At 64.8% G+C, this 23,294-nt stretch carries 24 protein-coding genes; 15 read left to right on the forward strand and 9 right to left on the reverse strand.

The annotated features are described in order from the left end of the window. The first annotated feature begins 8 nt into the window (after positions 1–8). From GVM20_RS14455 to GVM20_RS14465, 3 genes are read left to right on the forward strand one after another with little or no spacing between them, the layout of a single operon-like run. Complete coding sequence (locus GVM20_RS14455) at positions 9–1,523, forward strand: tetratricopeptide repeat protein (RefSeq protein ID WP_166547895.1); 1,515 nt, start codon at positions 9–11, stop codon at positions 1,521–1,523. A gap of 43 nt (positions 1,524–1,566) precedes the next feature. Continuing rightward, the gene (locus tag GVM20_RS14460; RefSeq protein WP_166547896.1) at positions 1,567–3,129 is read left to right on the forward strand and encodes a cryptochrome/photolyase family protein; all 1,563 of its coding nucleotides are present in this window, start codon (positions 1,567–1,569) and stop codon (positions 3,127–3,129) included. An 11-nt stretch (positions 3,130–3,140) separates the two neighbouring features. Next, positions 3,141–3,776 (forward strand): glutathione S-transferase family protein, encoded by a 636-nt coding sequence (locus tag GVM20_RS14465; RefSeq protein ID WP_166547897.1) that lies wholly within the window; start codon positions 3,141–3,143, stop codon positions 3,774–3,776. Between the two features lie 283 nt (positions 3,777–4,059). Here GVM20_RS14465 and GVM20_RS14470 read toward each other — a convergent pair whose 3' ends face one another. From GVM20_RS14470 to GVM20_RS14480, 3 genes are read right to left on the reverse strand one after another with little or no spacing between them, the layout of a single operon-like run. Next, complete coding sequence (locus tag GVM20_RS14470; protein ID WP_166547898.1) at positions 4,060–4,647, reverse strand: hypothetical protein; 588 nt, start codon at positions 4,645–4,647, stop codon at positions 4,060–4,062. 40 nt (positions 4,648–4,687) lie between these two features. Continuing rightward, positions 4,688–5,731 carry a bifunctional DNA-binding transcriptional regulator/O6-methylguanine-DNA methyltransferase Ada gene (gene ada, locus GVM20_RS14475; protein ID WP_166547899.1) on the reverse strand — a complete coding sequence of 348 codons (1,044 nt, stop codon included), beginning with the start codon at positions 5,729–5,731 and terminating at the stop codon, positions 4,688–4,690. Beyond that, the gene (locus GVM20_RS14480; RefSeq protein ID WP_234032037.1) at positions 5,712–6,254 is read right to left on the reverse strand and encodes a DUF1203 domain-containing protein; all 543 of its coding nucleotides are present in this window, start codon (positions 6,252–6,254) and stop codon (positions 5,712–5,714) included. Before GVM20_RS14480 ends, ada begins: the two co-directional genes overlap by 20 nt. A gap of 57 nt (positions 6,255–6,311) precedes the next feature. Here GVM20_RS14480 and GVM20_RS14485 point away from each other — a divergent pair, with 57 nt between their 5' ends. The 10 genes from GVM20_RS14485 to GVM20_RS14530 all read left to right on the forward strand — a co-directional run bounded on the left by GVM20_RS14485 (position 6,312) and on the right by GVM20_RS14530 (position 17,598). Then, positions 6,312–7,868 carry a S1 family peptidase gene (locus tag GVM20_RS14485; RefSeq protein WP_166547900.1) on the forward strand — a complete coding sequence of 519 codons (1,557 nt, stop codon included), beginning with the start codon at positions 6,312–6,314 and terminating at the stop codon, positions 7,866–7,868. A gap of 20 nt (positions 7,869–7,888) precedes the next feature. Beyond that, the gene (locus GVM20_RS14490; RefSeq protein ID WP_166547901.1) at positions 7,889–8,401 is read left to right on the forward strand and encodes a hypothetical protein; all 513 of its coding nucleotides are present in this window, start codon (positions 7,889–7,891) and stop codon (positions 8,399–8,401) included. Between the two features lie 171 nt (positions 8,402–8,572). After that, entirely contained in the window at positions 8,573–9,127 is a 555-nt protein-coding gene (locus GVM20_RS14495; protein WP_166547902.1) for a F0F1 ATP synthase subunit delta, read from the forward strand. Between the two features lie 12 nt (positions 9,128–9,139). Further along, positions 9,140–10,669, forward strand: coding sequence for a F0F1 ATP synthase subunit alpha (gene atpA / locus GVM20_RS14500; protein WP_166547903.1), 1,530 nt, complete (start codon positions 9,140–9,142; stop codon positions 10,667–10,669). Positions 10,670–10,681: 12 nt separating this feature from the next. Continuing rightward, a complete protein-coding gene (locus GVM20_RS14505) occupies positions 10,682–11,551 on the forward strand; it encodes a F0F1 ATP synthase subunit gamma (RefSeq protein ID WP_166547904.1) in 870 nt (289 codons plus the stop codon). Between the two features lie 21 nt (positions 11,552–11,572). Then, a complete protein-coding gene (gene atpD / locus GVM20_RS14510; protein ID WP_166547905.1) occupies positions 11,573–13,030 on the forward strand; it encodes a F0F1 ATP synthase subunit beta in 1,458 nt (485 codons plus the stop codon). Positions 13,031–13,036: 6 nt separating this feature from the next. Continuing rightward, positions 13,037–13,294: an ATP synthase F1 subunit epsilon gene (locus GVM20_RS14515; protein WP_166547906.1), complete on the forward strand. Its 258-nt coding sequence runs from the start codon at positions 13,037–13,039 to the stop codon at positions 13,292–13,294. Positions 13,295–13,406: 112 nt separating this feature from the next. Beyond that, positions 13,407–14,873, forward strand: coding sequence for an ArnT family glycosyltransferase (locus GVM20_RS14520; protein WP_166547907.1), 1,467 nt, complete (start codon positions 13,407–13,409; stop codon positions 14,871–14,873). A gap of 142 nt (positions 14,874–15,015) precedes the next feature. Beyond that, a complete protein-coding gene (locus tag GVM20_RS14525) occupies positions 15,016–17,106 on the forward strand; it encodes a prolyl oligopeptidase family serine peptidase (protein ID WP_166547908.1) in 2,091 nt (696 codons plus the stop codon). Between the two features lie 246 nt (positions 17,107–17,352). Further along, a complete protein-coding gene (locus GVM20_RS14530) occupies positions 17,353–17,598 on the forward strand; it encodes a DUF1153 domain-containing protein (RefSeq protein WP_160761416.1) in 246 nt (81 codons plus the stop codon). A gap of 16 nt (positions 17,599–17,614) precedes the next feature. Here the strand turns inward: GVM20_RS14530 and GVM20_RS14535 are convergent, their stop codons facing one another. From GVM20_RS14535 to glmU, 3 genes are read right to left on the reverse strand one after another with little or no spacing between them, the layout of a single operon-like run. Next, positions 17,615–18,211: an SOUL family heme-binding protein gene (locus GVM20_RS14535; RefSeq protein ID WP_166547909.1), complete on the reverse strand. Its 597-nt coding sequence runs from the start codon at positions 18,209–18,211 to the stop codon at positions 17,615–17,617. Positions 18,212–18,268: 57 nt separating this feature from the next. Beyond that, entirely contained in the window at positions 18,269–18,535 is a 267-nt protein-coding gene (locus GVM20_RS14540) for an HNH endonuclease (protein WP_166547910.1), read from the reverse strand. Continuing rightward, entirely contained in the window at positions 18,532–19,902 is a 1,371-nt protein-coding gene (gene glmU / locus GVM20_RS14545; RefSeq protein WP_166547911.1) for a bifunctional UDP-N-acetylglucosamine diphosphorylase/glucosamine-1-phosphate N-acetyltransferase GlmU, read from the reverse strand. Before glmU ends, GVM20_RS14540 begins: the two co-directional genes overlap by 4 nt. Before the next feature lie 77 nt (positions 19,903–19,979). On the opposite strand from glmU, the gene GVM20_RS14550 reads away from it, so the two are divergent. Together GVM20_RS14550 and GVM20_RS14555 are read left to right on the forward strand one after the other, a co-directional pair. Further along, a complete protein-coding gene (locus GVM20_RS14550) occupies positions 19,980–20,675 on the forward strand; it encodes an HAD-IA family hydrolase (RefSeq protein WP_166547912.1) in 696 nt (231 codons plus the stop codon). Positions 20,676–20,798: 123 nt separating this feature from the next. Continuing rightward, complete coding sequence (locus GVM20_RS14555; protein WP_166547913.1) at positions 20,799–21,728, forward strand: SDR family NAD(P)-dependent oxidoreductase; 930 nt, start codon at positions 20,799–20,801, stop codon at positions 21,726–21,728. Positions 21,729–21,792: 64 nt separating this feature from the next. Here GVM20_RS14555 and GVM20_RS14560 read toward each other — a convergent pair whose 3' ends face one another. The 3 genes from GVM20_RS14560 to GVM20_RS14570 all read right to left on the reverse strand — a co-directional run. Next, positions 21,793–22,149, reverse strand: coding sequence for a DUF2794 domain-containing protein (locus GVM20_RS14560; protein WP_166547918.1), 357 nt, complete (start codon positions 22,147–22,149; stop codon positions 21,793–21,795). Positions 22,150–22,165: 16 nt separating this feature from the next. Then, on the reverse strand, positions 22,166–22,897 hold the full coding sequence (gene epsC / locus GVM20_RS14565; protein ID WP_166547914.1) for a serine O-acetyltransferase EpsC: 732 nt from the start codon (positions 22,895–22,897) through the stop codon (positions 22,166–22,168). 47 nt (positions 22,898–22,944) lie between these two features. Beyond that, a partial coding sequence (locus GVM20_RS14570; protein WP_502706199.1) for an HdaA/DnaA family protein occupies positions 22,945–23,294 on the reverse strand: 350 nt, incomplete at its 5' end.

The following is a 23,294-nucleotide window of genomic DNA, read 5'->3' on the forward strand; positions in this document are numbered from 1 at the left end:
TGTGACACATGGTGTCGCGCCTGTTCCTGCTGCTGGCTTTGTGCCTCGGCCTTTCTGTCCCCGCTGATGCAAACTCATGGCTGCGCGCCGAAAGCGAGCATTACATCGTCCATGCGCAGATGGATGAGGGCGAATTGCGCGCCCTGATGCAGACGATCGAGGACTTCGACCGCGTTCTGAATGGACTGCTGCCGGGCGAGACATGGCATGGCCGCAAGCCCGAATTCTTCCTGACCCCCAATTCCCGCCGCATCGCGCGGGTGGTCGATTTCGGTGCGACTGCGGTGTGCGAGAACCATGCCGAGCTCCCGGTCGCCTATGCGCTCTATGTGCCCGACGCGGCAGGGCAGCCCGATCCAGGCGAGATCTTCTACTGTCTGACGCAGTTCCACCTGGGCAATGCCTTCTTTCGGCCCAAGCCGATGTGGACATCGGCGGGCCTGTCGCATTACTTCGCCACCGCCATCCGCTCGGACAGGCCGGAAAGCGAAGGCGTCTTCGTCATCGGCCAGCCGCGCCGCCTGACACGAGTCAACGGCATCACCCACAAGGCGCTGGCCGAAGCGCTGGCCGTAAAGTTCCGCCACAGCACGGAGGAGGAATATGCCCGCTTCCTCGAAGTGAGCCGCGCGCTGGCCAGTCCGCTGCTGCTCGAACAGCGTTACGCAGGGGTGCTTGATCGCTATGTCGATGCCTATTCGAGAGGGCGCGACATGGAGGATGCCGCACGCGAGCTGGGCGATCTCGATGCGCTGGCGCAGGAACTGGCGCGGCGGCGGGTCGTGGCGCCGGTGCGGCGAGTGAAGGTCGATCCGCCCGCAACCATCCGGGTCACAATCCGCCCGATGCACCGCGACGAGATTGACCTGATCGACCTGCGATTGGAACGCCTGCTCGAAACCCGCCTCAAATCCACCGCCAAGGAGCTGCGCGAAGTGACCGCCGACCACCCCGATAGTGCGCTGGTGTGGTACGAATATGCCGCGGCCGAGTATGCCCGCGTCCAGCACAGCGATTTCAGCGGCCGGCCGGTGTTCCGCGGCTTCGGCTTTTCCAACGGCGAGTTGATCGTCATGTCCAACCCCTATTCCGACGCCGAAGCGTGGCGCGCGGTCAATCGCGCGCTGGCAATGGACCCCGATCTGGAAAGCGCCCAGCGGCTCAAGGCCGAGATCATGCTCTCCCGACTGGTGCGAGAGGGCAACCCGGACGATCCGCCCTCTTACGATGAAGTGCGGGCGCTGCTCAAAAGGCAGGCGCGCGATCCCGAGCGTAAGCCGCTCGCCGCAGCGCTCTATCACCAGACCTATATCGAGCAGGGCCGCACGCCGCCGGTCGCCGCGCAAAGGCAGCTCGAACGCGCATTCCTGCACAATGCCGGGGTGGGCGATTTCCGCTATGCACAGGCGACCGCGCTGAGCCGGCGGGGGGAGAAAGGGAAGGCGCGCGGGTTGCTGATCTCGATGCTCAACGATCCGGCCTTCTCCGCCGCCGCATGGCGGGCGCTGGAGATCACGCAGTAGCGCTTGCGCGAAACCAAAGCAGGTGCGGGCGCGTATCCCCTGCATGACCCGCCCTATTCTCGTGCCGATCCTCGGCGACCAGCTGTCGCGCAATCTCTCCAGCCTTGACGGCCTCACGCCCGAAAACGCCGTGATCCTGATGATGGAGGTGTGGGACGAGGCGACCTATGTGAAGCACCACAAGCAGAAGATCGTGCTCATCTTTTCAGCGATGCGCCACTTCGCCGCAGAGCTTCGTGCCGAGGGCTGGTCAGTCGATTATGTCGCGCTGGATGATGCCGCCAATATCGGCAGCTTCACTGGCGAAGTCGCCCGCGCCTGCGAGCGCCACGGCGCATCCGAAGTGCGGATCACCGAAGCGAGCGAGTGGCGCGTCCAGCAAGCAATCCTCGAATGGGAAGACCGCCTGCCCTGCCCGGTCAGCATCCTCCCCGACACCCGCTTCATTGCCACCCAGGCCGAATTCCGCGCCTTCGCTGACGGACGCAAGCACCTCACGATGGAATATTTCTATCGCGAGATGCGCCGCAAGACCGGATTGCTCATGCGCGACGACGGCAAGCCAGAGGGGGACCAGTGGAATCTCGACGCCGACAATCGCGAGCCGCCCAAGGGTGACATGAAAGCGCCCCCCGCGCCCAAGTTCGCGCCCGATACCATCACTGAGGAGGTGATCGCGCTGGTCGGCCAGCGCTTTGCCGATCACTTCGGTGACCTCGAACCCTTCGGCTGGCCCGTTACCCGCGCCGAGGCGTTGAAAGCCGCCGAAGCCTTCTTCGCTCAGCGCCTCAACCTGTTCGGCCCCTATCAGGACGCGATGGTCCACGGGAAGGACGACCTGTATCACTCGATGCTCTCGACCAGCCTCAACATCGGGCTGCTCGATCCGCTCGAACTGTGCCGCGCCGCCGAGGCTGCCTATAAATCGGGCAAGGCTCCGTTGAACTCCGTAGAGGGCTTCATCCGCCAGATCATCGGGTGGCGCGAATATGTGCGCGGGTTCTATTGGTACACGATGCCGGGGCTGGCAGACGCGAACGAACTCGCCGCCGACCGCCCGCTCCCCGAGTTTTTCTGGACCGGCACAACCGACATGCGCTGCCTGTCAGACTGCATCCGCACCACGCGGGAAGATGCCCATGCACATCACATCCAGCGGCTGATGGTGCTCGGCAATTTCTGCCTGATCGCGGGGATCGACCCTAGGCAAGTGCAGGACTGGTATCTCGCGGTCTATGCCGATGCCTTCGACTGGGTCGAGCTGCCCAACGTCTCCGGCATGGTGCTCTATGCCGATGGCGGCAGACTCGCGACCAAGCCCTATGCGGCAAGCGGCAATTACATCAACAAGATGTCCGATTACTGCGGCAAGTGCCGTTACAAGGTCGCGCAGAAGATCGGGCCGAATGCTTGTCCGTTCAACCCGCTCTACTGGCACTTCATGGACCGGAACCGCAGCCGCCTTGAAAGCAATCACCGCATCGGCCGCATCTTTGCCACCTGGGATCGGATGGGCGAGCTCAAGCAGGCGGAATATCTGCAAAGCGCCGAAAAATTCCTCGACTCTCTCGAACCCGCCCGCAAAGGCTGGGCGCGAGTTGAATAAGGGAGAGAGCCATGCTGACCATCCACCACCTGCGCCTGTCGCAATCCGAACGCATCGTCTGGCTGGCCGAGGAGCTGGGGCTGGATTACGAATGCAAGCTCTACACCCGCCGCACCGATAACCGCCTCGCGCCCGATGAATACAAGGCGCTGCACCCGATGGGGATTGCCCCGGTGATCACCGATGGCGATCTGGTGCTGGGCGAAAGCGGCGCGATCATGGACTACGTCATCGCCAAGTACGCACCCGATACGGCGCTGGTGCCGGGGGTGGACCACCCCGATTTTGCCGACCACTTGTTCTACCTCCACTGGGCCAACGCGACCTTCATGACCAACGGCATGATGGCGCTGGTGGCGCAGTTCATGGGCGCCAAGGAATTGCCGCCATTCGTAGCGGACCGGGTGCATAAGGGTTGGGCCATCGTCGAGAAGCGGCTGGGCGAGGCGGACTATTTCGGCGGCTCGCAGCTGACCACCGCCGACATCATGATGGGCTTCCAGCTCACCACCAGCCGCGCGATGAGCGGGATGAGCATCGAGGGAATGCCGAACCTGCAAGCCTACCTGAAGCGTATCGGCGAGCGGCCTGCGTATCAGCGCGCGATGGCGAAATGTGAGCCGGGGATGCCGCCGAAGCTGGATTGATTCCCCTCGTCATTGCGAGGGCCCCGGCCTTGAGCCGGGGGACGCGGCAATCCATGGACAAACGGTGCCGCTGGCTGAACTATCGGGCAATGGATTGCCGCGCCTACGGCTCGCAATGACGAAGATAACTAAGCGCCCATCCCGTCACCCCAGCAAAAGCTGGGGCCTAAGGCCGCTAGGTGCAGCGCTTGCCGCCCTAGGTCCCAGCTTTCGCTGGGATGACGTCGTCGGCGAAACGCAAAACTTCACGACTACCCGGCCCCCGAGCCGGGGCCCCGCTGCTTCATTCGCGGACCTTGTCGTTGCCGAAGAAGCCGAATTCGGTGCGATCACGCGCGGTGGCGTGAAAGACCACCATGAGCATGGTCTCCTGCGTCTTTTCGAAGGATTTGAGGGTGTCGATGGTAAGCGCGTCGATTGGCGGCGTGAAGATAATCCGGCCCTCGCCCTCGGCTTTCAGCCATGTGCCCGGCGCAACGCCGGCGTGGGCTTCCAGCGCCTCGAGGTAGGCGGCGAAAGAGCCATAGGCTTCGCGGGCGGGAAAGCCTGCCCACAACCTGCGCGCCTTCAGCTGCTCCTCGGCCTGCGCCAGAAGTTCTGGGCGCATCGCTTCGCGGACATAGGCGTTATAAGGCCCGGCAAGGTCGGGCGGATCGAACCGGACGAAATCGAAACCGGCGGCTTCGTGGATGCACGGGAAATGTTCAGCGCTCACGCCCGAGGCAGGCATGATCGTAATGTAGAAGATGTAGCTGTCCTCGTCATATTCGTACGTGAGCCCGGCTGGATCGAGCCCGCAGGCCGCGAAGGAAGCCTGGATTGCCTGCTGGCGCTGTTCGGGTGAGGGAGGATCGGCGGGAAAGTCCATCATTTCCAAGCTTGTGCCCCCTGTGCCCCTGATTGCCAAGCCCTCAAACCCCCTCCCGCCTGAGCAACTCCGCCTTGATCGCCAGCCCATAGGCATAGCCCCCGAGCGACCCATCCGCCGCGATCACGCGGTGGCAGGGGATCAGCACGGCGACATTGTTCGCCCCATTCGCCCCGCCGACCGCGCGGCTGGCTTTGGGGTTGCCGAGCGCTGCCGCCAACTCGCCATACGACCGCGTCTCGCCGTGGGGGATGCGGCGCAATTCTGCCCAGACGCGTTGCTGGAAGGCGGTGCCCTTCACATCGAGCGGGATCGCGGCCGAGCCCGGGCCCGGCTGCTCGACCGCCGCGACCACCTGCGCGAACAGATCGCGGAAATCCTCACCTGCTGCGACCAGCTCCGCGCGCGGGAACCTTGCCCGCAACTCCGCCTCACCCTCTCCGAAGGCGAGACAGCACACGCCCTTTTCGGTCGCCGCAACCAGCATCGGGCCGAGCGAGGTCGCCAAAACCGCCCAATGCACCACGCGGCCCGCGCCGCCTTTGCTCCAGTCACTCGGCGCCATGCCCAGCCTGCCTTTCGTCTCTGCGTAGAACTGTTTGGACCCGGCATATCCGGCATTTGAGAGGGCTTGGGTCACGGTTTGCCCCATGCTGAGCCCGGCGCGCACCCGCTCCTCGCGGATCGCGCGGGCAAAGGCGGCGGGTGACATGCCGACCGTGCGTTTGAACAGGCGTTGGAAATGCGTGGGGGTGTATCCGGTGAGACCGGCCAGCGCCTCCAGCGTCATCGCGCCTTCTGCGCGGATCGCGGCAATCGCGGCCAAGACGCAGGCCTCCTCGGCGCTCTGGGTCTTTGGAGAGCAGCGTTTGCAAGGCCTGAGACCCGCTTTCTCGGCATCGGCGGGGGTGGCATAGAAACGCACATTCTTGCGCAAGGGCGCCCGCGCCGGGCAGGACGGACGACAATAGATGCCGGTCGAATGGACGCCGGCGACGAAAGCTCCGTCAAACCGGCGGTCCTTGGCCAGAGCGATCTGCCAGCGCTCGTCGTCAGTAATGTTCTCATTATGTTTCACGTGAAACATTCCCCGTCCGTACCGCCCGCGCGGCGAAACAACCGCGCACCGCGTTATGCACATCGACTTCGACGATCGCCGGATCGGCAAACAGGTGACAGAGACCTGTGGCTGCCTCGCCGGGCTGCGTCAGCATGGCCTCGACCATCATGCCCGCGGCGTCAAACCCCCGCAAGGAAAGGATACGCGGACCAAACACGGGCGGAACCGCGTTGCTAAAGCGGGCCGCAGTCTCCACGCCTTCGCGCACGAAGATCGCGTGGCTGGTGCGGTAAGGACCGGCACCGGCACGGCTGACGTGGTTGAGCAGCAGCACGCTTTCTCCCGGCACCGCATCCTCCAGCGTCACCCGGCACGGAAAGCCCGGATGCGCATCGACCTGCATTCGCACCACCCCGCGCTGCGCAAGCGCGGCATCGTCCAGCCCGAACAGCGGCGCGAAATCAGCCGGGTCGAGCCCTTGTATCACATAGTCCATGGGGTTCTCCTGGATCGCTTCCGCCAGATAGCTGCCGCCGGCCCTCGGCCGCATCCCCAAGCCTTGCGTTCAATGTCGCGCGCCGTGAAAAAATGGCTATAGCTGCGCGCTATGCTTCGCTGTCTGCTCGCCCTCGCCTTGCTCGCCCTTGCCCTGCACCAGCCTGCTGCTGCCGACCCCGGCGATGTCGATGCAGCGGCGCGCGGCGTGGTGCGGGTGGTGATCATCGGCGAGGAGAACGGCGAGCCTGTCCCGGTGAGCCACGGCACCGGCTTTGCGGTCTCGGCCACGCGGATCATCACCAATGCCCACGTGGTGAGCGAGGCCGCGCAGGACGATACCTTGCGGATCGGAATCGTCCCGCCCGAGGGCGCAGGCGGAGCCTTTGCGCGCGTGGTTGCGATCAGTCCGCGCAATGATCTGGCGCTGCTGGAGATTGCGCCGAACAGCCTGCGCCTGCCGCCGCTGGCCCTGGCGGGCGGGGCTGGCGGGAATCTGGGTGAGGTCGCCGCAGTCGGCTATCCGATGAACGTCGATCTGGCCCAAGGGCTCGATATGGCCGACATCTTCCGCGCTCAGCCGCCGGTCAAATCCCGCGGGTTTCTGTCGGGCGAGCGGCCGTCGCGCCAGTTCGATACGATCCTCCACACCGCGCCGATTGCGCGCGGCAATTCGGGCGGGCCGCTGCTCGACCCCTGCGGGCGGGTGATCGGGGTGAACAGCTTCAGCGCGGATTCGGACAGCGGCGAGGCGGAGTTCTACTTCGCGGTATCCTTGCGCGAGTTGGTGCCGTTCCTGCGCAAGAACGGGGTCGAGCCGGTGACCAACACCCTTCCCTGCCGCTCGATCGACGAGTTGAACGCCGAGGAACGCCAACGGCTTGAGGCCGCACAATCCCTGGCCCGCGAAAAGCTGGCCGACCGCGCGGAAACCTTGCGCGAAGTGCGTGAGACCGCGCGGCTAACAGCGCAGATGGAAGTGCTCGAAGCGCGCGAGAACCGCATGGCGCTGGCGCTGATCGCGCTGCTGGCTGCGATCGGGATCGGCTACGCCGCCGCCGTGTGGCGCGGTGATGAGGCGCGGCGCAAGCACGCCATGATCGCAGCAGGCACAGCCGCCGCCGCGCTGGTCGTCGCGCTGCTGCTGTGGTTCACCCGCCCCGGACTCGCCGAGATCGAAGGACGGGTCGCGGCCGCCGTCGCCAAGGCGGAAGGCGGCCCGGCGAGCAATGGTCAGGTTGCGGGCGACGCAGCCGAGGGCGCCTTGATCTGCACGCTGGTGCCGGATCGCAGCCGGGTGACGGCGGCGAAGACCGATGATGTCGCCTTCAACTGGTCCGCCGATGGGTGTGTCAATGCGCGCACGCAATATGGTCTTGGCAAGGGCGGCGAATGGCAGCGGGTCTTCGCCGCGCAGGATGATGCCGCGGTCGCGGTCAACACCTATGACCCCGACACTCGCACCCTGCGCACCGACCGCTATCTGTTGGGGCAGGAGGCGCTCGCCGCCGCGCGCGAGGCCCGCGCGGCCTACGCGCCCCCCGCCTGCGGTGTGAGCGATGCGGCGCGCACTCTGGGCGAACAGCAATCGGCGCTGATCGCCAAACTGCCCGAGCGGCCGAACGAGCGGCTGGTCTATTCCTGTACCGCCAAGACAGGCGCGAAGTGAACCGCCGAAGGAAGTGGCTCTTGCTGATCGCGGGCGCGATTGTTTTGCTGGTGGGCGGGCGCATGGGGCTGCGCTATCGCGACTGGCACCTGTCCGAAGCGGCGCGAGCGGACGTCGCGCAATTGCAGACTCTCGCCACGTCGGCCTGCCGCTGCACGCGCGAAAAGGGGGAAGCGAGCGAGGCAACGTGCTGGAGTGAATACCGGGCCGCCATTGCAGATCGCAACGTGAGTAGCTTCGCAACCGCCTGCTTTCCCATCTCCACTGAACTCGATTGCATCGCCACTCATGCGGGCGACGAATGCATCGTCACCAGCTATGGCAACGGCATCTGCACAGAAGACGAAGCGCAGGCTGTCGAAGCTGCCTATAGCGCTGCATGGAATGCTGAGGGCGATCCTGACACCCTCGACGAAGCCGCCCGGCAGCGTGCCAACCTAAGGGCAAATGCCGCTCTCGAGGCCATTCTCGACCGGATCAAGCGTGGCGAGACAGTCATGGCAAGCGGGCGATCGGGAGGCTGCGCGGGATAGTCCTCGTCGCCCCATCGCTTCGCACCTGCACAATTCACACCCCTCCCGGCTTGCACCATCGGGAATCAATTGCTAGGCGCGCGCCAACCTTGAGGGCAGCCCTTGCGCACGCCCCGTTCCCAAGGCCCAAGCAAATTACCCTTTTGAAGCTTCCGAGAGGATTGCACGCGCGTGGATATTTCCGCCGGTATCAAGGCTAGCCTGGCTGGACGCTATGCCTCGGCCCTGTTCGATCTCGCCGCCGAAGGTGGCAAGGTGACAGCTGTCGAGAGCGATCTCGAAACGCTGGGCGCTGCCCTGGCCGAATCGGGCGATCTGGCGGCGCTGACCACCAATCCCGAACTTGCCCGCGATGTGCAGGGCAAAGCGATGGCGGCCGTGGCGAAGAAGCTGAAGCTCAGCCCGCTCACCACCAATTTCATCGGCGTGCTCGCCGCCAACCGCCGTCTGGGCAAGCTGCCTGCGATCATCACGGCGTTTAAGGCGATTGCCGCGGCCCAGCGCGGTGAAGTGACCGCGACCGTCACCAGCGCGCACCCGCTGTCGGACGAACAGCTCGCCACCCTGAAGACCAAGCTGACGGCGCGCGAAGGGCGCACCGTCATGCTCACCGCCTCGGTCGATCCCGACCTTCTGGGCGGCCTCGTCGTCACCATCGGCTCGCAGCGCATTGATGCCTCGATCCGCACCCGTCTCAACTCGCTTGCCAAAGCCATGCAGGCTTAAAGGACACTACCCATGCAAATCCGCGCCGCAGAAATCTCGAAGGTCATCAAGGACCAGATCGCCAATTTCGGCACCGAGGCTGAAGTCAGCGAAACCGGCACCGTGCTGTCGGTGGGTGACGGGATCGCCCGTATCCATGGTCTCGATCAGGTGCAGGCCGGCGAGATGGTCGAATTCGCCAATGGCGTCCAGGGCATGGCCTTGAACCTCGAAGCCGATAACGTCGGCGTCGTGATCTTCGGCTCGGACGCCGAAATCAAGGAAGGCGATGTCGTCAAGCGCACCGGCACCATCGTCGACGTGCCAGTCGGCAAGGGCCTGCTCGGCCGCGTGGTCGATGCACTCGGCAACCCGATCGACGGCAAGGGCCCGATCGAAACCACGCAGCGCAGCCGCGTCGAAGTGAAGGCACCGGGCATCATCCCGCGCGAATCCGTGTCGGAGCCGGTGCAGACCGGTCTCAAGGCGATTGACGCGCTGGTCCCCGTCGGCCGCGGTCAGCGCGAGCTGATCATCGGTGACCGTCAGACTGGCAAGACCGCTGTCGCCATCGACACCTTCATCAACCAGAAGGAAGCCAATCAGGGCGACGACGAAGGCAAGAAGCTGTATTGCGTCTATGTCGCCGTCGGCCAGAAGCGCTCGACTGTGGCGCAGATCGTCAAGCAGCTCGAAGAAAACGGCGCGATGGAATATTCCATCGTGGTCGCTGCGACCGCTTCGGAGCCCGCCCCGCTCCAGTACCTCGCGCCCTACACCGGCTGCGCGATGGGCGAGTTCTTCCGCGACAACGGCATGCACGCCGTGATCGTCTATGACGACCTTTCCAAGCAGGCCGTGGCTTACCGCCAGATGTCGCTGCTGCTGCGTCGTCCTCCGGGCCGTGAAGCCTATCCGGGTGACGTGTTCTATCTCCACAGCCGCCTGCTCGAGCGCGCCGCGAAGATGAACGAAGAAAACGGCCACGGTTCGCTGACCGCGCTGCCGATCATCGAAACCCAGGCGGGCGACGTGTCGGCCTACATCCCGACCAACGTGATCTCGATCACCGACGGCCAGATCTTCCTTGAAACCGGCCTGTTCTATCAGGGCATCCGTCCGGCGATTAACGTCGGTCTCTCGGTGAGCCGCGTCGGCGGTGCCGCTCAGACCAAGGCGATGAAGAAGGTCTCGGGCTCGATGAAGCTCGACCTTGCGCAGTACCGCGAAATGGCGGCCTTCGCGCAGTTCGGCTCGGACCTCGATGCCGCGACGCAGAAGCTGCTGAACCGCGGCGCGCGCCTGACCGAGCTCCTGAAGCAGAAGCAGTTCTCGCCGATGCCCTTCGAAGAGCAGACCGTGTCGATCTACGCCGGCACCAACGGCTTCCTCGATGCGATCCCGGTGAACCGCGTGAACGAGTACGAGACCCAGATGCTCGACTACATGCGCCGTGAGCACGGTTCGGTTCTGACCGAGATCCGCACCAGCAAGAAGTTCGAAGGCGAAGTCGCGGACAAGACCAAGGCCGCACTGCAAGCTTTCGCCAAGCAGTTCGCGTAAGGACACCCTGAAGTGCCCTCACTCAAGGAACTCAAGGGCCGGATCAACTCGGTCAAATCGACCCAGAAGATCACCAAGGCCAAGCAGATGGTCGCGGCGGCCAAGCTGCGCCGTGCCCAGGCTGCGGCTGAGGCCGGCCGGCCCTATGCCACGCGCCTTGCGGCGGTGATGGCATCGCTGGCGGGCAAGGTTGCGGGCGATAGCGCCCCCAAGCTGCTCGGCGGCACCGGGTCGGACCAGCGCCACCTGCTTGTGGTGGTCAACACCGACAAGGGCCTGTGCGGCGGTCTGAACTCGAACTTGGTCAAGGCGGCCAAGATCAAGGCGCGCGAATTGCAGGCCGCTGGCAAGACGGTGGAGTTCTACCTCGTCGGCAAGAAGGGCCGCGCGCCGCTGAAGCGCGAATTCCCGACCCTGATCGGCGGCGGCTTTGACACCAGCACGGTCAAGACCCCCGGTTTCGCCGAAGCCGAGGCCATCGCCAACGAACTGATCGCGCTGTTCGACGCAGGCCATTTCGATGTCGCGCACCTCGTCTACCCGACATTCAAGTCGGCATTGGCGCAGGACCCCACCATCAACCAGCTGATCCCCGTCCCCGCGCCGACCAATGCGGTCGTGCTGGACTCGGTGGTGGAATACGAGCCGAGCGAGGAGGAAATCCTCGAAGAACTGCTGCCGCGTTATGTGCGCACCCAGCTGTTCGGCGCGCTGCTTGAGCGCGAAGCCTCGGAACAGGGCGCCTCGATGACCGCGATGGACAACGCCACGCGCAACGCGGGCGAGCTGATCCAGAAGCTGACCATCCAGTACAACCGCAGCCGCCAGGCCGCGATCACCACCGAACTCATCGAAATTATCGCGGGCGCAGAAGCGCTCTAATCGAAAGCCAAGGAAACAATCATGGCCACCGCCCCCGCTCTCAACCAGACCACCAACGGCACGATCAGCCAGGTCATCGGCGCTGTCGTCGACGTGCAGTTCCCCGGTGAACTGCCCGCGATCCTCACCGCGCTGGAAACCAAGAACAACGGCAAGACGCTGGTGCTCGAAGTCGCCCAGCACCTTGGTGAAAACACCGTGCGCACCATCGCGATGGACGCGACCGAAGGCCTCGTGCGCGGCAGCGAAGTCGTGAACACCGGCGCGCAGATCTCGGTGCCGGTTGGCCCCAAGGTCCTCGGCCGCATCATGAACGTCATCGGCGAAGCGATCGATGAGCGCGGCCCGATTGGCGCGGACAGCACCATGCCGATCCACGCCGAAGCCCCGCTGTTCGTTGACCAGTCGACCGAAGCGGCGATCCTTGTCACCGGCATCAAGGTGATCGACCTGCTCGCCCCCTATGCGCGCGGCGGCAAGATCGGCCTGTTCGGCGGCGCAGGCGTCGGCAAGACCGTGCTGATTCAGGAACTGATCAACAACATCGCCAAGGGCCACGGCGGCGTGTCGGTGTTCGCGGGCGTGGGTGAACGTACCCGCGAGGGCAACGACCTCTACCACGAATTCCTCGACGCCGGCGTCATCGCCAAGGACGCCGAGGGCAATGCGACCTCGGAAGGCTCCAAGGTGGCGCTGGTGTTCGGCCAGATGAACGAGCCCCCGGGCGCCCGCGCACGCGTCGCGCTGTCGGGCCTGACGATGGCGGAATATTTCCGCGACGTTGAAGGCCAGGACGTGCTGTTCTTCGTCGACAACATCTTCCGCTTCACGCAGGCCGGTTCGGAAGTGTCGGCGCTGCTCGGCCGTATTCCCTCGGCGGTGGGCTACCAGCCGACGCTGGCGACCGACATGGGCAAGCTGCAGGAGCGCATCACCTCGACCACCAAGGGTTCGATCACCTCGGTGCAGGCGATCTACGTTCCCGCGGACGACTTGACCGACCCGGCGCCTGCCGCTTCGTTCGCTCACTTGGATGCGACCACGACGCTGAACCGCGCGATTTCGGAACTCGGCATCTACCCGGCGGTTGACCCGCTCGACTCGACCAGCCGCGTGCTCGAACCGCGCGTTGTCGGTGCCGAGCATTACGAAACCGCCCGCCGCGTTCAGGAAACCTTGCAGAAGTACAAGAGCCTGCAGGACATCATCGCCATTCTCGGGATGGATGAACTGTCGGAAGAGGACAAGACGATCGTCGCCCGCGCGCGCAAGATCCAGAAGTTCCTGTCGCAGCCTTTCCACGTCGCGGAAGTCTTCACCGGCATCCCGGGCGTGTTCGTGCAGATCGAAGACACCGTGAAGAGCTTCAAGGCGGTGGTCGACGGCGAATATGACCACCTGCCTGAGCAGGCGTTCTACATGGTCGGCGGGATCGAGGATGTGGTCGCCAAGGCCAAGAAGATGGCCGAAGAGGTCTAAGGCATCATGCCCCTCCACTTCGAGCTCGTCACCCCTGCCAAGCTTGTCCGGTCGGAAGACGTCCACATGGTGGTCGTCCCCGGCACCGAGGGCGAATTCGGCGTGCTGGAGGGCCATGCGCCTTTCATGAGCACGATCCGCGACGGCGCGGTGCAGATCTTCGCCAAGGACGGCGCGGCGCCCGAGATCATTCAGGTGCGTGGCGGCTTTGCCGAGGTGAACGAAAAGGGCCTCACGGTTCTTGCCGAACACGTCGAGGGCTGAGCCTCACCATCATCGCAAGTCATGAGGGCGGCCCCGCAGGGTCGCCCTTTTGCTTTGGCCTCCCCCCGCGCGTAGCCAGAAAATTAACCATGTCCGTGGCAAGGCTGGCGCCATGTTCGCTTCGCCTGTCAGTCGTGCCGCGCCCGCCGCGATCAGAGCCGATCTGTGGGTGGGTGGCGTCTTGCTGCTGTTCACGCTGTTGGTGCGCGGGGCGTGGTTTGGCGATGCCAATGCCGATACCGACGAGCAGCTCTATTCGCTGATCGGGAATGCCATGCTGGACGGCAAGGTCGTGTTCGTCGACCTGTGGGATCGCAAGCCCTTCGGCCTGTTCGCGCTCTATGCCCTCGCCCATGCCATCGGCGGGCCGGGGCCGGAAGCCTATCAGGGTCTGGCCGCCGCCTTCACCGTGGCGGGCGCATGGCTCACGTTTGTTCTGGCGCGCGATCTGACCGACCGGGGGACGGCGACCGCTGCCGGGCTGCTCTATGTGGTGCTGACCGCGATCTACGGCGCGTTCTCGGGCAATTCCGAGGCGTTCTTCATCCCGATGATGCTGGGTATGGCGGTGCTGGTGCGCAATCCCGACCACCCTCACGCGGTGCTGCGGATGCTGAGCGCCATGCTGATCGGCGGGCTGGCGTTGCAAGTGAAGTACACCGTGCTGCCGCAATGCCTGTTCTTCGGGCTGTGGGCGCTGTGGGGTCAACATCGGCGCGGCGCGGGCCCTGCGCGGCTGGCGTTGCTAGCCACCGCGTCTGGGGTGCTTGGCGTGCTGCCGACCGCGCTGGTGGCAGCGGGCTATGCGCTGGCGGGGCATTGGGACGCGTTCATCTTCGCCAATTTTATGTCCTTCTTCGACCGCCTGCCTGCAGGCGCAGGGCGGCTGCACAAGGACATCATCCTGTTCCTCCTGCCGCTCGGCGGGCTGGCGCTGTTCGGCCTCAACGCCGCGCGCCGCGCCGCGCCTCTGCCCCAGACCTATGTCTTCGTGCTGTTGTGGCTGGCGGCGGCGCTCGCGACAGTCTTCCTGCCCTCGACCGTCTACCGCTATTACCTCGCCGCGCTGGTCCCGGCCTGCATTCTGCTGAGCCTGCCGCTGTTCCCGGCCAAGCCGGATGCGCGGCTCAACCTGCCGATGTTGGTCCCGGCCGCGCTCTACCTTGCACTGGTCCCGTTCCAGTACGGTCTCACCCACGACAACCGCACCGCGACCGAGCGGCTGGCGAGCGCCATTGCCCCGCAGATCGATGCTGCCGCCGGGCGCTGTCTGTTCGTGTTCGACGGGCCGACCGCGCTTTACCGGATGACGGGAAGCTGCCTGCCCACCCGCTTCATCTATCCCGATCACCTCAACAATGCGCTGGAGCAAAACGCGCTCGGCACCTCGCAGGTCGGCGAGGTCGCGCGCATCCTCGCGACGCGCCCGCCGGTGATTGTCACTGCCGACCGCCCCGTCACACCGCAGAGCCGTGAAGCCAAGCGCATGGTCGCCGCCGCAATCGCGCGTGACTACCGCGAGATCGCGCACGAGACGCTGGCAACCCGCGACATTCGTGCCTTCGCCCTGCGCGAGTAATTTCCCCCAAGCGCGGCCTTGCAATCCGTGCGACCTCCGGCCACCTTCGCGCCGCCCTGCTGCCGAGACGCCGCAGCCGCTGCAACCGTGAATGGGAGAGTCGCACTTGAAACTCGTATCGAGGCTGGCCATTGCGCTGGCTATGACCACATCAAGCATTGCTGTCGCGCAGGACGGCGTCCCCGGCCCCGAGCAGGATCCCTATATCTGGCTGGAGGAAGCCCGCAGCCCCGAGGCGCTGGAATGGGTCGCCAAGGAGAACGAGCGGACGCTGGCCGCCTTTGAGGCCGATCCCCGCTATGCGCAATTGAAGGCCGAAGCGCTGGCGATCTTCGACAGCGAAGACCGCATCCCGTTCGTCAGCTTCCGCCCCGATGGGCTCTACAATTTCTGGCAGGACAAGGCGAACCCCAAGGGCCTGCTGCGCCGCACGACGCTGGAAAGCTACCGCACCGCCAAGCCGGAGTGGGAAATCGTCCTCGATGTCGATGCGCTCGCCAAGGCTGAAGGCAAGGAATGGGTCTATCAGGGCATGACCTGCCTGCCGCCCGCGCTGACCAAGTGCATGGTCGCGCTGAGCGACGGCGGCGAGGACGCCACCATTATGCGCGAGTTCGACACCGCGACGAAGCAGTTCGTTGCAGACGGCTTTGTGCTCGACACCAAGAGCCAGGGCGGCGTGCAGTGGATTGACGCTGACACGCTGCTGGTCGGTCGCGGCTTTGGCGAAGGCACGCTGACGGAAAGCGAATATCCCTTCACCAGCCGCGTCTGGAAGCGCGGCACGGCGATTACCGATGCACCTGAAATCTTCCGCGGCGAACCGACCGATGTATGGGCCGGCGCGACCCTGCTGCGCGACAACAAGGGCACCATCCACGCCCGCACCGCCTATCGCGGCGTCAGCTTCCATGAGAGCATCAACTATGTCGAGCACAACGGAACGTGGCTCGAACTCGACATTCCCAAGAAGGCCGGTCTGTTCGGGATCGTCGACGGCCACATCTTGCTGTCGACCGATGTCGACTGGACCACAGACGGCCAGACCTTCCCCGCTGACAGCCTGATTGCGGTCAACCTTGAGGAATGGAAAGCCAATCCGAACGGTGCGAAGAAGACCCTCGTCTGGGCGCCGGGTGAGCGCCAGACCAAGCAAGGCGGCGCAATCACCGGCAATGCGCTGTTCGTGACGCTGCTCGACAATGTCGTGGGCAAGGTGCTGGAATTTAACTTTGACGGCGGCAAGTGGGTCAGCAAGGAAGTGCCCCTGCCCGATAACGCGACGCTCGGCATCGCGGCATCGTCGGACGAGACCGACCAGATCATGTACACGGTCAGCGATTTCCTCAATCCGACCACGCTCTACTACACCGATGGCAGCACGCCGCCCGCCGTGCTCAAGACCAGCCCGGCCTATTTCGATCCGGCCGGGATGGATGTTGAACAGCATGAGGCGACCAGCAAGGACGGGACCAAGATCCCCTACTTCATCGTCAAGCCCAAGGGCATGGCGCTGGACGGCACCACTGCGACCCTGCTGACCGGCTACGGCGGGTTCCAGGTGCCGCGCCTGCCCGGCTACCTCGGCTCGACCGGCAAGCTGTGGGTCGAAAAGGGCGGCGCCTATGTGCTCGCCAACCTGCGTGGCGGTGGCGAGTTCGGGCCGAACTGGCACCAGACGGCGATCCGCGAGAACAAGCAGCGCACCTGGGACGATTTCATCGCCGTGGGTGAGGATCTGGTGAAGCGCGGCTTCACCTCGCCGGAGCATCTCGGCATCCAGGGCGGCTCGCAGGGCGGGCTGCTGGTCGGCACCTTCTTCACCCAGCGCCCAGACCTGCTCAACGCGGCGATCGTGCAGATCCCGCTGTTCGATATGCTGCGCTATCACGTGATCGGGCGCGGGGCTTCGTGGATCGGCGAATATGGCGATCCGCGCATCCCCGAACAGCGCGCCTGGATCGAGGGCTATTCGCCCTACCAGAAGATCGTGGCAGGCGTGGATTACCCAGCGCCGTTCCTGTGGGCTTCGACCGCGGATGACCGCACCCACCCCGCCCACGCGCGCAAGGGTGCAGCCAAACTGAAGGCGCTCGGCCAGCCCTATTACTACTTCGAGGATACGACCGGAGGCCACTCCGGCGGGGTCGACAATGACCAGCGTGCGAAGCTTCAGGCGCTGCAATTCATCTACCTGATGCAGCGGCTCATGGCGCCCGTGTCCGGCGGGTAAGCTTGCGCTGACAGGCGATTTGCGAGGGGGCGGTTCCGGTAAGGAGCCGCCCCTTTTGCGTTAGGTCCGCAAGGCAACTCAACTGCCTGTAAAACAAGCCGACACTTTGCGCTCGGTTCGTCGCACCCACGGAACGGGACGCTTCCTCAACGCAAAATTAACCCTGTTTCGAAAGGTCTGGTTAGGTCTTCCCGTCAACACTCAGGCCATCGGGGGCGATGAGCACAAGCGATGAGGAGCAAATTGATGGCCTACCCCAGAGAGATTTCGATCGCCGATGCGATCAAGAGCTACAACGCCCTGCCCAAGACGCACCGCGTTCACTGGTCAAAGGCGCGCAAGGACGAGGTTGTCCGCGCCGTTCACGAGAAGGCGATCAGCTTCCACGAAGCACGCGAACGCTATCTGCTGAGCCGCAGCGAGTTCGAACAATGGGAAGCCGATTATCTCGCCGATGCGCCCGCTGGTACGGGGCGGATGCAGGACGCATGACGCCCCGCGCCGCCGGTCACTTCGCCGCGACGGGGATCAGCACCTCGTTGCGGCGTAGCGGCCCCGGCACCATCGGCGCATCGTAGAAGGCAAACTCGGCCTCGCCGGCAGGCATCAGCCCTTGCCCCATCATCCAGTCCCGCAGACGCGCCTCCATCAGCGCGAGATCGCGGGCCCCGCCATTGCCCGAGAACCGGATAGCCGCCATCCGCCGCGCGGGCATCTGGGTGAGCGCAATATCGGCCGGCGCAGGCGGCAGGGTTTCGAGCGTATATTTCGAAGGCATCACAAACCGCATCCGCCATTCGCCCGGCTGGGTTTCATCCTGAAGAACCGGCGCGGTCATGGCGATTTTCTCGCCGCCTGCCGGGCGATCCTGCGCGAAGATATAGGCGGCGAGGCGCCGGAAACTTGCCCCGCTGGCGCGTTCACGGCTGCCCGAATGGCTGACTTCGGCGACCACCAGTGAAGGGTAATCGCGCAGTTCGAAGTCTTCATCCGCGCTGACGAGCGCAAAGTCGGGCTGTTCGGTCTGGCGGTATTGGGCATACACGGCGGCAGCTCCCACAGCGGCAAGGCCGATCCCGGCAGCGATCCAGCGTCCGGCGTTCATGGTGTTTCTCCTGATGGCATGCACCACAAGTGGGCAGGCCAGCCGAAAGTTCCACCCCTACCGCGTCGGCGCGTCGAAATCGGCGGGCTTGTTGGCGATCCAGGCGACGAACTTCGCAATAGCGGGATTGTCGCGGATCACGCTGGCGCTATCGCCGATGCGGGCGAGCTCGTTGTTCGTGAAGTTGGCGTGGATCGTCTTGTGGCAGATCGGGTGGATCGGCACTTTTACCTTGCCCTTCTTCGCCTTGGGCACGGGGTGATGCCATTGGACGATGTCGCCGAGCGGGCGGCCGCAGAGCCAGCAGTTGGGTGTATCGCTCACCCCTTTTTCTCCGCTGCCTTTTTCTTCTTCATCGCATCGTGGAAGCGGTCGGCCCAGCCGTCCTTCACCAGCTGCTCGGCGCGCACCATCCTGAGTTCGCCCGGCGCGACATCGCGGCTGACCGCCGATCCTGCCGCGACAATCGCATCAGCGCCGATGGTCACAGGGGCGATGAGGGACGAGTTGGAACCGATAAAGGCCCCCGGCCCAATTACGGTCTTGTACTTGAAGTAGCCATCATAATTGCAGGTAATGGTGCCAGCGCCGATATTCGCGCCCGCGCCAATGGTAGCGTCGCCCAGATAGGTGAGGTGGCTCGCCTTTGCCCCTTCGCCGAGCACCGCGTTCTTCACTTCGACGAAGTTGCCGATGAAGCTGTTCTCGCCCAGCACTGTGCCCGGGCGCAGGCGCGCAAAGGGCCCGACCTTGACCCCACTGGCGAGGCTGGCGCCTTCGATATGGGAATTGGCGCGCACCAAGACGTTGTCGGCAATCACCACGCCGGGGCCGAAGAACACGTTGGGTTCAATGGTGACATCGCGGCCCACCTCAGTGTCCCAGCTGAAGAACACCGTCTCAGGCGCAATCAGGGTCGCGCCGTCGTCCATCGCCTGAAGTCGGCGCGCGGCCTGCCACCGCGCTTCGGCGGCGGCCAGTTCGGCGCGGGAGTTGATCCCGGCCACTTCGTCCGCGCTTTCGGCGGTGATGACCGCGCAGGTGCGCCCATCCGCGATGGCAATATTGACGATGTCGGGGAGGTAATATTCACCCTGCGCATTGTCATTGCCGACCCGCGCGAGCAGGGCGAACAGGTCTTCAGAACGCGCGGCCAGCAGGCCGGAATTGCAGAGCCGCGTGGCACGCTCGCCCTCGTCCGCGTCCTTGTATTCGACCATCTTGAGGATGGTCCCCGCATCATCCGCAATTACCCGGCCATAGGCGAGCGGATCGGCAGGTTCAAAGCCCAGCACCACGGCAGCGGGACTATCGTCACCATGCAGCCGTTCGAGCATGGCGCGCATTGTCGCCGCTTTCACGAAGGGCACATCGCCGTAAAGCACCAACACATCGCCCGCAAAATCCGCCAGCGCACCCTCGGCCTGTTGCACCGCATGGGCTGTGCCGAGCTGCGGCTCCTGAAGGCAGGTCGTTGCCCGCGCGCCGACAGCTGCCTCGATCTGGTCACGCCCCGCGCCCACCACGACCGCAGTCCGCTCTGGCTGGAGTTCCGCCACACTCGCCATGAGGTGTTCAAGCATGGCTCGGCCCGCGATGGGGTGCAGCACCTTGTGCGTGTCGCTTTTCATGCGGGTGCCCTTGCCCGCGGCAAGGATGATGGCAGCGAAAGGATGTGTCGTCGTGATCATGGTGCCTGTCTTTAGGGAATGCCGCGCCTGCCAGCAATTGCTTGCGGTTTGAAGAACCATCCGCCACCGCGCACACCATGACGACGATCCCTTTTGACGCCATCGGCTTCGACCTTGATGGCACCCTGCTCGATACCTTTCGCGATCTTGGCGCGGCGGTGAACCATGCGCTGGCGTTGGGAGGCTTTGCGGAAGTCTCGGTCGAGACCAGCAAGGACCTCATCGGCGGCGGGGCCAAGATCATGCTCGCCCGCGCGGTCGAGGCGCAGGGCGGTGTCCCCGAGGACGAGTTCAAGCGGCTCTACAAGGCGATGCTCGGCTTTTACGAACAGAACAACGCCGTCCACACCGCCCCCTACCCCGGCGTGCGCGAGGCGCTGGCGGACTTAGCCGCGCAGGGCGTGCGAATGGCGGTCGTCACCAACAAATTCGAAGCCTTCGCCCGCAACGTGCTGACCCAGCTCGATCTGATCGGCACGTTCGAGACGGTGATCGGCGGCGATTCCATGGGGAAAGGCCCGGACGGCCAGTTCCTCGCCAAGCCCCACCCCGCTCCCGTCCTCGCCGCGCGCGAGGCATTGGGAGGCGGCCGCTTCGTGTTCATCGGCGATTCCACCTATGACGTGCGCGCCGCCAAATCGGCGGGCGTGCCGGTGATCGCGGCGGCCTACGGCTATTGCGACAGGCCGCCGCATGAACTCGGCGCAGATGCGGTGATCGATTCGTTTGCAGCGCTGATTCCCGCCCTCAGAGCCTTCAACACCGCGGCCTGACCTTACGGCATCGCACCCTGTCAGTTCGGATGTTGCAAGCCGGGCGCGAAAGTGCCACGCAGCGCCCGCATTTTGCTTTACGCAGGCGTAAACCGCGCCGCATGTTTGGACAGGAGAACCCACATGACCATCAGCTTCAAGGACAAGGTCGCCATCGTCACCGGTGCAGGCGGCGGGCTCGGCAAGGCCTATGCGCTCGAACTCGCCCGGCGCGGGGCGAAGGTTGTCGTCAACGACCTCGGCGGTTCGCGTGACGGGACCGGCACCTCGGACGCCGCGGCGCAGGTCGTCGCCGAAATCGAAGCGATGGGCGGCGAAGCGGTCGCCAATGGCGGCTCGGTCACCGAATTCGAGCAGATGGAAAAGATGGTTGCCGACGCCAAGCAGAAGTGGGGCGGCGTGCATGTGCTGATCAACAACGCGGGCGTGCTGCGCGACAAGACCTTCGCCAAGATGGAACCGGCCGACTTCGAATTCGTGGTCAAGGTCCACCTCACCGGCTCGGCCTTCGCCACCAAGGCGTGCTGGGAAACCTTCCGCGAACAGGGCTATGGCCGCATCCTGATGACCGCGTCCTCGACTGGCCTGTTCGGCAATTTCGGCCAGGCGAACTATGGCGCGGCCAAGCTGGGTCTCGCGGGTCTGACCAAGACGCTGGCCCTCGAAGGCGCGAAGTATAACGTGCGCTGCAACACCCTGTCGCCGGTCGCGGGCACCCGCATGACCGAAGACCTGTTCCCTGAGGAAGCCTTCAAGCTGTTCGCGCCGGAAAACGTGGTCCCGGCCGCGCTGTTCCTCGTGAGCGAAGACGCGCCGACCAACGCCATCGTCGGCGCTGGCGCGGGCGGCTACCACTCCTCGTGGACTGTCATGAACGACGCCGTGTGGCTGCCGGAAGGCGAGCGCACGCTCGAAGGCTTCGCCGCGCGCTGGGAGGAGATCAACTCCTTCACCAACCTCATCGCCCCGCAGTCCGGCTCCGAGCAGTCGGGCAACATCCTGCGCGCGATGCAGAAGGTCACCGGCACCGGCCCCGCCAGCGCGCGCGGTTAAAGGCGGTTAGACCGCAAACAAAAGGCCCGTCCCTGCGAGGGGGCGGGCCTTTGCTGTTTGTGGTTCAGTCTTCGACCGCCTTCAGCAACTTGCGCTCCATCGGTGCGAGCACATTGGCAAGATCATGCCCGCGTTTCAGCACCTGCCCGTGTTCGCCGAACAAAGTCCACATCCCCTGCTTCGATCGCAAGGCCGGGCGTTTCTCCAGCCGCGCCTGTGGCCGCTCGGCCGTGCGGCGGAAGGCGGCGAAGGTTGCAGCATGGGCATCGAAATCCATCGCATAATCGCGCCATTGCCCGGCCGCGACCATCCGCCCGTAAAGATCGAGGATCCGCGTGAGTTCGGCCCGTTCAAACCCGACCTGATCTGCGCTCCGTCCGGGAAAGGGGACCACCTGACCATGGCCACCCGGGCTCTGCATTCCTGAGGTCAACCGGCTAGTCCTTGGCCGCGCTCTTGCGGATGCGCACCGGCGCAGGCGGCGCAGCGCGTTCGGCGAGCATCGCCTTCATCAGCGCCATTTCCTCGCGCATCGACGTAATCTCGGCCTCAAGCTTTTCGATGCAATCGCGGCGCTGGCCGCCCTGCTCGTCGCACGGCGGATCATCGCAGGGCGTGCCATAGGGAATGAATTCGCGCAGCCACTCCTCGGCGGGCACCAGCGTCGAGCGGGCCTTCAGTCCGATCATGGTCGCGCCCGCGGGCACATCCTCGGTCACGACCGCATTCGCGCCGACCCGCGCCCGCTCGCCCACCACGATCGGCCCGATGATCTGCGCGCCCGAACCGATGATGACATTGTCCATCAAAGTCGGGTGACGCTTGCCACCCTTGCCATTGGTCGGGTTTGAGCCGCCCAGCGTGACGCATTGGTAGATCGTGACATTATCGCCGATCTGCGCCGTCTCGCCGATCACGGTGAAGCCGTGGTCGATGAAGAAATTCTTGCCGATGGTGGCGCCCGGATGAATGTCGATCGCGGTCAGAGCGCGGGAGAAATGGTTCACAAACCGCGCGAGGAAATACAGCCGCGCCTCAAACAGCCAATGCGCCACGCGGTGGAGCCCGAGCGCGAGCACGCCCGGGTAAAGCAGGATTTCCCAACGCGAACGCGGCGCAGGATCGCGCGCCCGCACCGAGTCGAGATAGCTGATCAGCCGTTCAAACATCGCCCGTCACATTCCCACCAAAGCCTGCGCGATGCAACTCGCAGGGCCTAGAACAGGCGCTGCTGTTCGGGGCCGTGAAGGGCCTCGAGCGCGGCGCGCCACACAGACATGGTGGCAGGCGTCTGACGTTCAAGAGATATCCGGTCGATTGCCGCCACCAGCGCCTCGATCGCGGCAAAGCTGCGGGTGGTGCGCGGCACCAGATAGTCGCTCGCCCCCTCCGCCAGAGCGAGCCCGCGCTGCTGGGCATGGGCGAGAATGAGCTCTCCCGCCATTTCGTCGTCAGGCGCGCGGATTTCGAGCTGCACGGAGCCGCCGATGCGCGAGGCGAGGTCAGGCAAAGCGATGCGCCAGCCGCCGTGGTCAGGATCGGCATTGGCGATCAGCAGCAGCGCCC

The organism is Porphyrobacter sp. SLTP, assembly GCF_009905735.1.
GTDB lineage: Bacteria > Pseudomonadota > Alphaproteobacteria > Sphingomonadales > Sphingomonadaceae > Erythrobacter.